Genomic DNA, 13,557 nt, shown 5'->3' with positions numbered 1-13,557 from the left:
CTGCCTATCACAGCGCCGTGCTATGAGGCGCACCGTGTCAATGGGTCCTGTCGCTTTCGATGCGAGTCTCTGGGACGAGCCCACCACGGGCATCGGTCTCTACACCCGCTGTCTGGCCGAGGGCCTGGAAGCCCGGGGCGTGCGCCTGGAGCGGCTGGGCGCCCGGGTTTCCGGGGAGGATCCCCGGGGTCACCTGGGGCGCACCGCCTACGTGCTGGGCCGGCTGCCCCAGGTACTGAGGGAGTCGGAGGCGCGGGTGTACCACGCGCTGGGCAACTTCAACCTCCCGCTGGTGCGCCTTCCGGGTAAGGCGTACGTCGTCACCGTTCACGACCTGATTCCCCTGCTGATGCCCGAGACGGTGTCCCGGGCCTACCGCTGGCAGTTCCAGTTGTGGCTGGCCCGGAGCGTCCGGGTGGCGGACCGGATTCTTTGTGTGAGCGCGTGCACCCGGGATGACCTGCTGGCGCGCCACCCCGAGGCCGAGAGCAAGGTGTCGGTGGTCTACAACGGGGTGGACCATGTGGACCGCCATGCGCCGGATGCCACCGCCGAGGCCTATTTGCGCACGCTGTCGCTGCCGGAGCGGTACGTGCTGTACGCGGGCTCGCTGGACGTGCGGAAGAACGTGAGCCTGGTGCTGGACGCGCTCGAGCGGCTGAAGGCACGGGGGCGGCCGGCGGCGCTGGTGATGGCGGGGCAGAGCTGGTTCGGCTCGGGGGCGGTGGAGACGCGCGTGGCGCGCATGCGCTCGGAGGGGCACGACATCCGCTCGCTGGGGTACCAGTCCGAGGCCGTGTTCTTCGAGCTGATGCGGCGGGCGGCGGTGTTCGCGTTCCCCTCGAAGTACGAGGGCTTCGGGCTGCCGCCGCTGGAGGCCATGCGGCTGGGGACGCCGGCCATCGTGTCCACGACGGGGGCCACGCCGGAGGTATGCGGCGAGGGGGCCCTGGCGGTGCGGCCGGATGATGCCGAGGGGTTGGCGGAAGCGATGGACCGGCTGCTGCGCTCGGATACCGAGCGGCGGCGCTGGGCGGAGGAGGGGAAGCGGCAGGCGGCCCTGTTCACCTGGGCGCGCTGCGCGGACGAGACGCTCGCGGCCTACGAGAAGGCGCTGCGGCGGTAATCTGGCGTCGAAGGCGGGGTGTTCGCCCAGGAGGCGGGCTTTGTGTCAGTCCGTCAGGCTCCCCGCGTTGTGCCGTCCGGTGGCCTGCGGGAAATCCCTCCCGCAGATCAGACCATCAGGACACATCCATGACCGCGGTCATCGTGGAAATCCGTGCGGCCGAGGGGGGCGACGACGCCCGGCTCCTCGTCCGAGAGCAGTGGACCCTCTACACGAAGCTGGGGGGGCGGAGGGGCCTTTGACCTCGAGGTGCTCGAGGAGCGCCCTGGCTTCATCGTCTTCCGGGCCAGTGGGGCGGATGCGGCCCGAATCTTCCAGCATGAGCCCGGCGGCCACCGCTGGCAGCGGGTTCCTCCCAACGAGAAGCGTGGCCGCGTGCACACCAGTACGGTGACGGTGGCCGTCCTCCAGGAGCCCGAGGACTCCGCGCTCGTGATTCCTCCCTCCGAGCTGGAGTGGCGTACCAGCCGCGGCAGTGGGCCCGGCGGCCAGCACCGGAACAAGACGGAGAGCGCCGTCGTCCTCACGCACCTGCCCTCGGGGCTCACCGTCCGCTGCGAGTCCGAGCGCAGCCAGCACCGCAATCGAGACACGGCGCTGCGCGTGCTGCGTGCACGGCTCCTCCAGGCTCGTCAGGAGGGATCGGCCAGGGTCGCCAATGCGGAACGGCGAAGCCAGCTGGGCAGCGGCCAGCGTGGGGACAAGGTGCGCACCATCCGGTGCCAGGATGGCCTCGTCACGGACCACCGGCTCGGACGCAAGCTGACGCTGGACGCGTACCTGCGCGGGGACTGGGATTCGCTGATCGGCGCGTAAGGGCTGCTCAGCCCGTCATCCGCCCCACCATCAATCCGAGCACGAAGGCTGTCGTGGCCTTGATGGAGCCCTGTGGCGGTGATGTAGCGCCGTTCTGACGCTCACACCTCGATGAATTTGGCCCCGGAGATCTGCTGTTGCTCCAGGGCCTCCTTGATGTCCTGGGAGATGACGATTGCCACGCGCCATCCCCAGGTTCGGAAAATGCGGGCACCCTCGGCTTTTGCCGGGTCGATGCGCATGCCGTGGACGGCCCGGTAGGTCCCGACCTTCTTGGGCTCTCCATCCTCGGGTTGCCAGTACATCACCGCACGACAGCGTGCATCGTCGATGCACCGTACCACCCGGGTGACATTGAGGATGAACCAGGGGTCTGGGTGTGAAGCAATCTTCGTTGGCAGGAACTGCACGTCCTGTATTCCCATTCGCTCGAACAGGCGTACGACTCGAGTGGGAACGATGGGAATCCCCACGGGCGAGATGTTGAATTCAACAGGCGTGCCAGCAGGTTGAGCGATTCGGAACGTAAGGGGCTCCGCCGCTTCGAGATACTGCCCTCTGCAATATTGACCGGGGTCGGCGATCCTCGAGCCATGTTCATCGAATGGGCCTTGCAGCACCCAACCGTCGCTACCGTCAGGGGCGTACAAATTCTCGGCGAGTTCGAAATACATGGGGTAGCTGGTATCGCGAGGGTTCATGGCGATGTCTTCTTGAGCAACATCTTGTTCAAATCGGTACCAGGGGTGCAGAGTTCGCCGGCAATCTTTTTGAGCTCATTCGTAAATGCTCGCCTGCATTCATCCAGGCTTGTGCACTCAATCAATATGGCCCTGAGTCGCCGAAAGATTTCCTGATGGTATTCTTCGGAGTGTGGCCCTTCGTGGCCCTGGATGTGGATGAGGTTCGCGGGGTCACTGAGGTTCATACCCACTTGTTCAAACAACCCCTCGAACCGTGGAGTCCACGGGCCACCTCGCGCGGATGACTTCCGGTTGCCGATGGTGGCGAGGTGATGCCACTCGCCGTTCTTGTTCGAGCCGTCGTCACAGATGCTCTCGGCCCGTGCGGCGGCTGCCGTGTTCCCGAGAGTCGCTCCTGCGATGATGACGCTGCCATTCGCCACGACCTGCACGGTCGTTGCTTCGGTCATCAGCAAATCATCCAGCGCAGCCGCACCGGCCGGAGCCCATTGTCTGCCTCGCAAGCCGCCCGGCGGGACGCCCGGAAGTGCCTTGCCCACTCCGTAGCTCGCCACCATCACCAGTAGCCTCAGTCCGGTTCCTCCCAGTGCCCTACCGAAGCGCTCCGCGACCTTCTCCAACTCCCGCACCGTTCGGGCCTGCTCCGCGTCCTTGTACAGCCGCATGACGGTCACGGCCACGTTGCGGAGTTCGGCCACGGTGAAGCTCGTCATGAGTAAGAGGGTCAGCCTCGCGGCGAACAACTTCGAGAAGAAAGGCTCGGGCGCCAGCCACGCGGCCATGTAGAGGGCCGTGGAGAGGACTACTCCCGAGACGAAGAGCGGGTCATTGAACAACTCATGTGCGGCATTGCGGAACCCATCGCCCATGAACCGGGTCGATAGGCGCAGGGCCATCACCTGCCGACTGTTCTCGAGAGATTCCGGCAGCCTCAGGGTGGGGGAGCCATACTTCGCGAGGTATTCCTCGCGGAGCTCTTTCTCCCAGGTGCCAGGCGTGCAACCCGAGGCACATGGCACCGTGCTGGTGGTGGCGAGCAAGCGCCCGCGTGGTTCTGGGGCGGTCAGCGAATCGTGCTGGAACGCCAGGATGGAGCGGGCCTCCTCAACGGTGAAGCTTCGCTGCGAGAGAGGAGACAGCTCGAACGAGAGTTTCAGTCGTTCTTCGAGCAGTGCGCTCACCTTGATGGACACATCCCGTTCCATCCGGAGCGTGTTCGGCGGCCCACCGAGGGCGGTCAGCACCGGGGCCAAGGTGAGGAGGAGCGCAGTGACAGGTACCCTCATGGACATGGGGCAGAGGTTCTACCTCATGGGTAGAGGCAGTCCTGCTGCGTCAGCCCGTCATCCGCCCCACCATCAATCCGAGCAGGAAGGCCGTCGCGCCCGCGGCACCCACCATCCACAGGGGAAAGCCCTGGGCTCCCGCCTCGGGCGCGGGGGAAGACGCAGGGCGCGCGGCGGGCTCCTCCGGGATGAGCACCCGGACCTTGATGCCGCCCGCGGTGAGGGCCTCTGACAGGTCGTCGATGCAACGCTCGTAGTCCTCCTCGGCGATGTCGATCGGCGTGCCGTGGTGGGCCTCGTACCGCTTCGCCACGGACTCGTGGCCGCGCAGGTGCGCTTCCTTCCGGGCCACGTCCACCCAGCCGCAGACGATCGTCGGCGCCGTGCCTTTCCTGGGGACGAGCGAGATGGGCTGCCGCGCCAGCTTCCCTCCGGCGGTGCTGGGTCCCTCGGGCTCGTCGATGCGCAGCACCCGGTGTGGCGTGCGCCCGTAGATCTTCTTCGCGAACCTGTCCTTCAGCCTCTCCGCGAACAGCGCCGCGTGGGTCGCGAACATCGTCCGGTACTCACCCTCGGGCTGCTCGGCCTCCGGCTCCGCGTCCGGCTCCACCGCGGGAGCCATGCGCGTCTCGTCCGCCCGCCTTGCGCGGGGTGGGGGCGTGCGCTCGTCTTCTTCCTGCGGGGCAATGCGTGTCTCATCGGACCGCCCCGGGCTGCCTCGACCCCTGTGACTGTTCGCCATGCCAGCTCCTCACCGCGCAGGATATCCGCTCGGCGGCGCGGACGCTCAGGCGCGGAAGAGCCTCTGTTGCATCCCGGGGCGGGACGCCTCCGTGAGGCCGGACGTCACCCTCCCCACCAGCCAGAACTCGCCCTGGATGATGTTGCCGGGCTCCAGCGGCGACCCCAGCTCCCGGGGCGAGGCGAGCACGTCGTAATTCCCTCCCAACGTCCGCACGATGGCGTGCTGGAACGTCTCCCCCGTCACGAGGTTCTCCCGCAGCCCGGCTTCCAGCACCCGGCCCGTGAGGAAGGCCTCGGCCGCCTCGGGATGCTCCTCTCCCTCTGGTGAGAACAGGCCGGAGGGAATGAGGGACTCGGCGGCGAACCTCACCTCCTCGTCCGCCTGCGCCGTGAGGAAGGCCGCCTCGTCCGTCCAGACCTCGATGCCGCGAGCGAAGGCGCACAGGCCCAGCTCGAGCAGCGCCCCCTCGCTCACCCGCTCGCGCGTGAGCAACAGGTCATCGAGCTGCGTGGCCAACGGGTAGAAGGGCTCACCCTTCGCGTCCAGGATCTCCACGAGCAGCGGGTCGCAGAAGCGGCAATCCGGATCGCTGGCGAACCGCGCCGCGCGCGCCTGGAGCCGCGACCGTGCGCGGAAGCCCGGGGTGGCGCACTCCACGCCGTCCTCCGACACCACGAAGCTGACGCTGGCGCCACTCGCATCCGACCAGACGCGCAGCTCGTGGGCTCCCCACTTTCCCGCGGACTCGCTGCGCTCCAGCAGCAACGACATGCGGCGTCCGAAGTCCTGCGGATCCCTCGCGGTGATGCCGATGCACGACATGTTGCTGGCCATGCCGGACAGCCTACCACCGCCCCTGACAGCCTCGGGAACGACGCGTCACCGCCACCCGCCTCACGCCGCGCGGGGGGCCGGAAACCGTTGCACCGCGCACAGGTGGTCGGCGAGGTGCATGGCGTGCAGTGCTTCGTACTCGCGTTTGTCGCACGGGCCGTAGGCGAGGTGGGGCTTCAACGCCGAGGCATCGGCCGCCTCGAAGCGGGTGATGGCCTGGCGGAGCCGCGCCAGGGCCGGAGCGAGGCCGGCGTCCTCCAGCGCGGGCGCGCCGGGAATGGCCGCGTCGAGCCCGTGGGACATGAATCCCTGCGAGAGGAACTTCCGCTTCGCGATGCGGCCGATCGTCGCGCGGAACAGCGCCGGGCGCAGTCTCGGGTAGCCGTCGAGCGAGCAGTCGATGCTCTGGGCGCAGTGGACGAGCACCTGTGGCAGCGTCCAGGGGCCGGGCACCGAGGCTCCCTCCGCGCGCTCCAGCGCGTCGAGCTCGGTCCGTACCCGCTCCCACGTCATCATTCTCAGCGTTCGAGACATGTGAGCCATCCTACCGTGCGTTTCCTGGTGTGCGCGGGGGAGTTGCTCGCGAGGGGTGGGGCCTTTATCCAGGGACCCCATGCGAGCCAATCGTTTCCTCCTCTGTTATTCCGCGTCGCTGCTGCTGCTGTCGGCCAGTGCGTGCCGTGATGAGCCGGACCCGGACCCGGAGCCCGTCTGCACCGAAGCGACGCTCCCGCTGCAGAACCCGCGCTCCCATACCCTGGGCGAAACCTTCTACCTGCCCCGGCTGAAGCAGGACGCGCAGTGCCCCTCCACCCTGGAGTGGCAGGTCGTCTCCGCGCCCGAGGGCAGCCGCAACACCGCCTACACGCGGGGCGCCCCCGAGCCGCGCTTCACCCCCGACGTGCCCGGCGATTACGTCCTCCGGGCAGGCGAGCTGAGCAGCTCCGAGGTGTCGCTCCATGTCGTGGCCCGCTCGCCGGCCGAGCGCTTCCGCAACCACTACCTGACGCCGCTCTCCGGCGTGGTGCGCGTCGGAGAGGAACTGTGGACCGCGAACGGCGCGTCCTACACGGTGAGCCGCCTCGCGCGGGTGGACGGCACGTACTGGCGCACGCATGGCGAGGTGACGGTGGGCGCGTGGCCCTCGGCGCTGGCCTGGCGCGAGCCTCTGCCCTATGTGCTCGTCGCCCAACGCGGCAGCGACACCGTGGGCTTCATCGACCGGGCGCGCGGCGTGCTCGTGGATTCCCTGTGGGTGGGGGACGAGCCCTCGGGTCTGGCGCTCTCACCGGACGCCCGGCGGTTGTACGTGTCGCTGGCCACGCAGCGCCGGGTGGCGGTGGTGGACCTCACGGTGCGCGAGGTCGTGGCGCATGTGGAGGTGGGGTTCGATCCCCGGGCCATGGCGCTCTCGGCGGATGGCCGGCGGCTCTTCGTGGCCTCGTACCGCTCCGGCAACCGCATCAAGGACACGCGCGGCACGTACGGGCCGGGGGATGACCAGGACATCTCGGTCGTCGACACCGCGTCGCTGACGAAGATCGCCACTGTGAATGGGGTCTCGGCTGATCTGCGGGCCCTGGCGCTCTCCGCGGATGGTGCCGAGCTGTACGTCGCCGCGACCGATGGAGACCCCGAGCCCTCGCAGGCGGAGCTCACGGCGAAGCCCTTCGTGCACGAGGTGGTGGTGGTGGATGCGGACGCGACGGTGCCGAGCGTGCTGCGGCGCGCGGACCTGACGCGACAGGCTGGCTCCGGAGGCCCCGTGGTCAATCCCGCCGGGGTGCTCGCGGTGGGGGACACGCTGTGGGTCTCCTCCGAGTCCTCGGAGGTGGTGGTGGCGCTCGACCGGAACACGCTCGCGGAGAAGGCCCGGGTCGCGGTGGGTCCGGGTGCCCGGCAGATGGTGGCGCTGGATGCCGCGGGCACGGTGGCCGTGCACTGCTTCGAGAGCTTCGAGCTGTGGGTGCTGCGCGCGGACGGGACGGTGTTCCAGAAGGTGAAGCTCGCGGAGGATCCGCGTCCCGCGAACGTGGCGCTCGGCGAGCGCGTCTTCACCCGGCCCGGTGCGAGCTTCGCGGCGAACCACTCCTGCTCGGGCTGCCATGTGGAGGCGCAGAACGACGGCATGGTGTGGCGCTTCGGTCCGTCCATCTGGCACAACGTCCGCCCGTTGCAGTTGCTGGATGCCACCACGCGGCTGGGGTGGAGTGCCTATGTTTCCAGCTCCGACAACTTCGGCTACCAGGGGCCCGCGTCCATCGTGTCTCGTCCGGCCACGCCGGAAGAGGCGCTCGGCCTCCAGGCCTTCCTGGGCTCGCTGCTCGGGGCTCCCAGGGCCACGGGTCACACCCGGCTGGACGGCAGCTACACCGAGGCCGCCCTGCGTGGAAAAGAGCTCTTCGAGGGCAAGGCTTCCTGCTCGGGGTGCCACACGCCGCCGCTGTACACGTCACGCGAGTATGTCACGCAGGGCAAGTCCGGTGAGCCGGCCGACATCCCCACGCTCCTGGGCGTCTATCGCCACGGCATCTACTTCGTGGGCGCGAAGGCCCGGAGCCTGGAGTCCGCCCTGGATGTGGCGATCGACTACGTGAAGGTGTCACTCAGCGCCGAGGAGCGCGCGGATCTCCTGGCATTCCTGCGCGAGCTGACGCCGAAGGGCGGGGCGCCGATGGGCATCTGGCCGGACATCGACAGCGACGAAGGCGTCTACCCGGACGTGCGCCCGTCCGTGGCCTTCGCGGACCTGGTGGATGACTCCCAGGGGAAGGCGGCCGCCGAGGTGGCGGCGGAGTTCGTGGTGCTGGAGGACGCGCTCGGCAATCGCGTGTCCGGCACGGTGGAGGTCCAGGGCGGACGGTTGACGTTCGTGCCGGCGGCGCCGCTCGCGCAGGGGGCCCGCTACCGCTTCCGGGTGCTGCCGGGCCTGCCGTTCCTCTCCGGAGGCGCGCTCTGGGGCGAGCTCGGGAGCGAGTTCACCGTCGCGAAGCCGGCCGCGGGCACCTGGCCGGTGGCCATGCGCATGACGGTCCAGGTTCCGGGGCGCGGGGGCACCTCGCCCGTGGACTTCGTGCTCGAGACGGCCGAGGCCTCCCGTCCCGGCGGGCTCACCGTGACGGTCCTTCCCCAGGGCTCGGGCAGCCAGCAGCGTCAGCAGGTCTGGGCGCGGCTGGATGGGGACCGGTGGCTGATGCAGCCCTTCGCGATGCCGCTCTTCGGAAGCAGCGTGGCGGATGCCTCTGAGGTGGTGGGCTCGGTCACGCAGGTGGACGCATCCACCCAGGGCGTCACCCGGGTGGAGGGCAAGCTGCGCATCCGCGGGCCCGGCATCGACATGAAGGACATCGCCTTCACCATCGTCCCGCGGTAACGGCGGTGGAGCGAGGCCCTCTCACCCGTGGAGGAGGGAGGGGGCCTCGGAGGGCGCCTCGTCCAGCGTGGCCCTGGGGCGTAGCGCGAGCGCCAGGGCCATGGCCACCAGACACACACCGCCCACCACCATGATGACCTGGGCGTGGGTGAAGCCGGCGTGCTCGACGAGCGCCGCCATGCCGGTGGGAATGAAGGCCGCCACGAAGGCGCCCACGTGGAAGACGAGCCCCACGCACTTGCCGCGGATGCTCGCCGGGTAGAGCGAGGTGAGCAGCAGCGGGGCGATGCCCGGAGGGGCCGCGCCGAAGAAGCCACCGGCGAAGGCGCCCAGCCACATCAGCCCGGGCACCAGGCCCACGTAGAGCGGCAGGAAGGGCAGCATGCCGAACGCGGCGATGGCCACCGCCTTCGCCACGCCCAGCCGAGAGGCGATCGCCCCGCACATGGCTGTCCCCAGCAGCATGCCCACGTTGACGATCGCCACCAGCACCGACACCCCCTGGACGGACATCCCCAGCTCCGTCTTCAGCAGCACTGGGTACAGGCTGGTGAGCCCGTAGTAGCCCCCGAAGTTGCACGCCATCACCAGCGAGCCCCACGCGAGCCGCGTCAACAGCACCGGATCCATGAGCCCCTGCGAGGCCCGCGCCCGCCGCTCCGCGAGGGCCTTCTCGCGATCGAAGCTCTCCGGCACGCCGTAGCGGATGGGCAGCACCAGCAGTGCCGGCACCGCGGCGATGACGAAGAGCGCCCGCCAGCCCCACAGTGGTACCACGAAGGCGGACACCACCGCGGCCAGCAGGTAGCCCACGGCCCAGCCCCCATGGAGGATGCCCGAGGCGATGCCGCGGCTGCGCTCGGGCCAGTTCTCCATGGCCAGCGTGGCGCCGCTCGTCCACTCGGCGCCCATGCCGAAGCCGAAGAGGGTGCGCAGCACCAGCACCCAGGTGATGGAGGGCGCCAGGGCCACCGCGCCGTCGCACAGCGCCAGCCAGAGGATGGAGAGCATCAGCGGCAGCTTGCGGCCCCACCGGTCCGCCATCGCTCCCGCGGCCACTCCACCCACCAGGCGCACCAGCAGCGTGAGCGTGATGGAGCCCGCCAGCACCGTCACGCCGACGCCGAACTCCTTCGCCATCTCCGGCATCACCAGCAGGTAGATGGTGAAGTCGAAGGCATCCAGCACCCAGCCCACCCACGCCGCCAGGAACGTCCGCCACTGTTGCCGGGTGGGCTCCTTCCACCAGGGCAATGCCCGCGCCCCTGACGCTGGAAGTGCCGCCTCGCCGCGGTTGCCCGCGAGCCCCTGGGTGTCCCCCTCACCGGTGTGCATGTCCAGGAGGATACCGGAGCCCCGGGCGATGCGCTCGCGGGTGAACGTCTCCGGCACGTTCCTCCTTGCGCGGGCAGGGGCGTGTGGCCAACACGTTGGCTCGAATTCCGCCCAGGAGGCCGTCGTGCGTTTTCGCACACTTCTCATCGTGGCCGGCCTGCTCGCCGGCCTGCCCACGCTGGCCCAGCAGAACATCCAGGTGCCGCCCTCTCTGGAAACGGCGCAGGTGCTCGGCGCTGGGGCCGTAGTGCAGGGCGCGGCCCTGTGGGTGCATCCCACGGACCCGGCCAACAGTCTGTTCCTCGTGGCGGACAACCAGGTCGGGCTGCTCGTCTACCGGACCTCGGGCACCCTGCTGTTCTCTCAGTCCTCCGAGGGCGTGGCCGCGGGCGTGGACGTGCAGGAGAACGTCCAGGTGACGGGCATCTCCCAGTCCCTGGTGATGGTGGCCAACCCCAGCCTCCAGGCGCTCGTGGCGTACATCGTCGATCCCACGACGCTCGGCCTGCGTGGCGCGGGGCTGTCCCCCATCAGCACCACGGGCTTCGTGCCCAACAGCGTGGCCCTGTACGTGAGCCCCACCACCGGACGCTTCTTCGCCTTCGCCGGGAGTGCCACGGGCGTTGTCGCGCAGTACGAGCTCACCGGGCAGGTGGGAGACGGAGGCGTCGGCGTCACCCCGGTGCGCACCTTCGACGTGGGGGACTCCGTGGTGGGCCTGGCCGTCGACGACACCCAGCGCACGCTCTACGTCGTCGAGCAGGGCAATGGCATCTGGCAGTACGGCGCCGAGCCCGACGCCGCGGATGCCCGGCTCCTGGTGGATGGGACCACCGGAAACGGAGGAGGGCTCGATGCACCGCTGGGCGGCGTGGCCCTCTACACGGCGTCCGGAGCCCGGGGTTACCTGCTGGCGGTGAGTGGCGGCGCGAACGCGGTGCGCATCTACGAGCGCCAGCCTTCCGCCCATACGCTCCGGGGCAGCTTCACCGTGGCCCAGGACGGAGGAATCGACGCGGTGGATCGTCCGCGCCACGTGGTGGTGACCAACCGGCCCCTGACGGGCTTTCCGCTGGGGATGGTGGCCGTGCACGACAGCACCAACGCCACGGGCGGCAACGAGAACTTCAAGCTCGTTCCGTGGCAGTCCATCGCCACCGGCTTCACGACGCCGCTCGTCGTGGACACGGGCAATCCCACCACGCCCACGGATGGAGGCACGCCGGACGCTGGAACGGGAGATGGGGGGAACGGGGGCTCGAGCCCCGACATTCCGCCGGTGGCACAGCCGGGCCCGTTGCCGCCGGGCTACAACGACAACGGCCTCAATTGCTACTGCTCCTCGGTGTCCGTGCCGGGCTCGGTGCTGCTCGTGCTGGCGGGCGTGCTGCTGCTCTCGCGCCGGCGCCCCAGGGCGTGATGCGGGTTGCCTGCGGGGGGCGGCTGGGCTCAACTCGCCGCCCGCATGCACTCCTCCCGACTCCTCTTCGCGCTGGCGGCCCTCGTGGCCGCGGGTTGTGCCAGCGCTCCGCGTCCTTCCTCCCAGGCCCTCCAGGCTTCCGCCGAGCCCGTGCGGCTCACCCTGGTGGCCACCAATGACTTCCACGGCTGGCTGATGCCCCAGAAGACCTCGCTGCCCGGTGGGCTCGAGGTGGAGCAGGGAGGGGCGGCCGTCTTCGCTGGCTACCTGGCCCGGCTGCGCGCGGACAACCCGGGCGGGGTGCTGCTGCTCGACGCGGGAGACCTCTTCCAGGGCACGCTCGCCTCCAACCTCACCGAGGGCGCCGCCGTCATCGACGTCTACAACCAGCTGGGCTACGCGGCCGCGGCGCTCGGCAACCACGAGTTCGACTACGGGCCGGTGGGCCCCCGCGCGGTGCCCGGGCCGGGCGAGGACGCCGTCGGAGCGCTCACCGCGCGCATCCGCCAGGCGCGCTTCCCGCTGCTCACCGTCAACGTGCGCGACGCGGCCTCTGGCCAGTCCCCCGCGTGGCTCGGCAATGACGGCACGCTGCTGGTGACGCTCAAGGGCGTGAAGGTGGGCGTCGTGGGCCTCACCACCCCGAGCACCCCGCGCATCTCCAACCCCACCCACGTGGCTTCCCTGCGCTTCGAGCCCATGCTGCCCACCACGCTGGAGGCCGCGAAGCGTCTGCGCGCCCAGGGCGCCGAGGTGGTGGTGGGCCTCGCCCACGCGGGTGGCAAGTGCTCGGACCTCTCCAACCCGCGCGATACCTCGAGCTGTGCTCGCGAGGACGCGGAGATCGTGGAGCTCGTCGAGGCGCTGCCCGCGGGCACCCTGGACGCTGTCTTCGCCGGCCACACCCACCAGCCCATGGGCCACTTCTTCAAGGACGTGCCCGTCCTGTCCACCTCGGGCCTGGGCCGCTCCTTCGGCGTGGTGGAGCTCTTCGTGGACCCGGTGAGCCGGAAGGTGGTGCCCGCGAGCACCCGCATCCAGGCCGCCATTCCGGTGTGCGGCAAGGTGGAGGCGACGACGGGTCACTGTGATCCACGCAAGCTGAAGGACGTGGGAGCCTCGGCGCAGTTGGTGCCCGCCACGTTCCTCGGGGGCACGGTGGAGCCGGACAAGGCGGTGGAGGCGCTGGTGGCCCCCGCGCTCGCCCGCGTGGAGGAGGTGCAGCGCCAGTCCCTCGGTGTCACCGTCACCGCGCCCCTGGGCCGCAACTACGAGGCCGAGAGCGCGCTCGGTGACGTCCTCACGGACGCTCTGCGGGAGATGGAGAAGGCGGACATCGCGCTGCTCAACTCCGGCGGCCTGCGCGCCAACGTGAAGGCCGGTACGCTCACCTACGGCGACATCTATGAGGTGTTGCCGTTCGACAACACGGTGTCCATCGTCACCGTCAACGGGGACGAGCTGCGGCGCCTGCTGACGGCCGCCTATGGCTCGGGCTCCGGCGTCTTCCAGCAGTCCGGGTTGAAGGTGAAGCTCTCCCGTTGCCCTGGCCCCGAGCGACTGCGCGACGTCACCCTGGCGGATGGCAAGCCGCTCGAGTCCGGCCGCCTCTACCGGGTGGTCATGCCGGACTTCCTGGCGCGGGGTGCCGGCGGGCTGGCTCCGGTCTTGTCGCAACTGCCCGCCGAGCGCATCGATCTGGGCAGCGACCGCGAGGTGATCCTCCGGGATGGGCTCGCCAACTGGTGGAAGGGCCGGGGCACGGCCATCTCCGCGCCCGCTACAGGCCGCATCAGCTTCGTAGATGAGGGCGCGGTGTGCCCCTCCAAGGACGCCGCTGGAGTTCGTTCCGAGCGCCCTTGACAACGGGCACGGAATCGCGCGCGGGCCGGTAAATCGGCTCGGGCGCGATTGCGCC

General features: G+C 69.7%; 11 protein-coding genes. 5 read left to right on the top strand and 6 right to left on the bottom strand.

Annotated elements, in window-relative coordinates; genetic code table 11:
* Positions 1–40 precede the first annotated feature (40 nt).
* Together BO221_RS19965 and BO221_RS19960 are read left to right on the top strand one after the other, a co-directional pair.
* Complete coding sequence (locus BO221_RS19965) at positions 41–1,126, top strand: glycosyltransferase family 1 protein (RefSeq protein WP_073562069.1); 1,086 nt, start codon at positions 41–43, stop codon at positions 1,124–1,126.
* Positions 1,127–1,375: 249 nt separating this feature from the next.
* Positions 1,376–1,942 (top strand): peptide chain release factor-like protein, encoded by a 567-nt coding sequence (locus tag BO221_RS19960; RefSeq protein WP_073562068.1) that lies wholly within the window; start codon positions 1,376–1,378, stop codon positions 1,940–1,942.
* A gap of 101 nt (positions 1,943–2,043) precedes the next feature.
* On the opposite strand, the gene BO221_RS19955 is transcribed toward BO221_RS19960, so the two are convergent.
* The 5 genes from BO221_RS19955 to BO221_RS19935 all read right to left on the bottom strand — a co-directional run bounded on the left by BO221_RS19955 (position 2,044) and on the right by BO221_RS19935 (position 6,045).
* Entirely contained in the window at positions 2,044–2,643 is a 600-nt protein-coding gene (locus tag BO221_RS19955; RefSeq protein ID WP_233166167.1) for an imm11 family protein, read from the bottom strand.
* A complete protein-coding gene (locus tag BO221_RS19950) occupies positions 2,640–3,839 on the bottom strand; it encodes an AHH domain-containing protein (protein ID WP_073562345.1) in 1,200 nt (399 codons plus the stop codon). The genes BO221_RS19955 and BO221_RS19950 overlap by 4 nt, the downstream gene beginning before the upstream one ends.
* 142 nt (positions 3,840–3,981) lie before the next feature.
* Positions 3,982–4,554, bottom strand: a complete 573-nt coding sequence (locus BO221_RS19945; RefSeq protein WP_073562067.1) for a hypothetical protein — start codon at positions 4,552–4,554, stop codon at positions 3,982–3,984.
* A gap of 165 nt (positions 4,555–4,719) precedes the next feature.
* Positions 4,720–5,511 carry a hypothetical protein gene (locus BO221_RS19940; RefSeq protein ID WP_233166165.1) on the bottom strand — a complete coding sequence of 264 codons (792 nt, stop codon included), beginning with the start codon at positions 5,509–5,511 and terminating at the stop codon, positions 4,720–4,722.
* 60 nt (positions 5,512–5,571) lie between these two features.
* Entirely contained in the window at positions 5,572–6,045 is a 474-nt protein-coding gene (locus BO221_RS19935) for a DUF1569 domain-containing protein (RefSeq protein ID WP_073562066.1), read from the bottom strand.
* 79 nt (positions 6,046–6,124) lie between these two features.
* Between BO221_RS19935 and BO221_RS19930 the strand changes: the two genes are divergently transcribed.
* Positions 6,125–8,884: a hypothetical protein gene (locus BO221_RS19930; RefSeq protein WP_073562065.1), complete on the top strand. Its 2,760-nt coding sequence runs from the start codon at positions 6,125–6,127 to the stop codon at positions 8,882–8,884.
* A 21-nt stretch (positions 8,885–8,905) separates the two neighbouring features.
* Here BO221_RS19930 and BO221_RS19925 read toward each other — a convergent pair whose 3' ends face one another.
* Complete coding sequence (locus tag BO221_RS19925; RefSeq protein WP_073562064.1) at positions 8,906–10,276, bottom strand: MFS transporter; 1,371 nt, start codon at positions 10,274–10,276, stop codon at positions 8,906–8,908.
* Between the two features lie 67 nt (positions 10,277–10,343).
* Here BO221_RS19925 and BO221_RS19920 point away from each other — a divergent pair, with 67 nt between their 5' ends.
* Positions 10,344–11,639, top strand: coding sequence for a myxosortase-dependent phytase-like phosphatase (locus tag BO221_RS19920; RefSeq protein ID WP_158079880.1), 1,296 nt, complete (start codon positions 10,344–10,346; stop codon positions 11,637–11,639).
* A gap of 45 nt (positions 11,640–11,684) precedes the next feature.
* Positions 11,685–13,502, top strand: a complete 1,818-nt coding sequence (locus tag BO221_RS19915; protein WP_073562062.1) for a bifunctional UDP-sugar hydrolase/5'-nucleotidase — start codon at positions 11,685–11,687, stop codon at positions 13,500–13,502.
* Positions 13,503–13,557: the final 55 nt, after the last annotated feature.

This window comes from Archangium sp. Cb G35, from assembly GCF_001896145.1.
Lineage (GTDB): Bacteria > Myxococcota > Myxococcia > Myxococcales > Myxococcaceae > Archangium > Archangium violaceum.
The sequence above is the reverse complement of the archived record's forward strand: the minus strand, read 5'-3'. Positions and strand labels throughout refer to the sequence as shown.

Bases quoted from the DNA above. Each gene is read 5' to 3' on its own strand.
- BO221_RS19965 (WP_073562069.1), top strand. From the start codon at position 41: ATGGGTCCTGTCGCTTTCGATGCGAGTCTCTGGGACGAGCCCACCACG.
- BO221_RS19955 (WP_233166167.1), bottom strand. From the start codon at position 2,643: ATGAACCCTCGCGATACCAGCTACCCCATGTATTTCGAACTCGCCGAG.
- BO221_RS19945 (WP_073562067.1), bottom strand. From the start codon at position 4,554: ATGGCTCCCGCGGTGGAGCCGGACGCGGAGCCGGAGGCCGAGCAGCCC.
- BO221_RS19940 (WP_233166165.1), bottom strand. From the start codon at position 5,511: ATGGCCAGCAACATGTCGTGCATCGGCATCACCGCGAGGGATCCGCAG.
- BO221_RS19935 (WP_073562066.1), bottom strand. From the start codon at position 6,045: ATGTCTCGAACGCTGAGAATGATGACGTGGGAGCGGGTACGGACCGAG.
- BO221_RS19930 (WP_073562065.1), top strand. From the start codon at position 6,125: ATGCGAGCCAATCGTTTCCTCCTCTGTTATTCCGCGTCGCTGCTGCTG.
- BO221_RS19915 (WP_073562062.1), top strand. From the start codon at position 11,685: ATGCACTCCTCCCGACTCCTCTTCGCGCTGGCGGCCCTCGTGGCCGCG.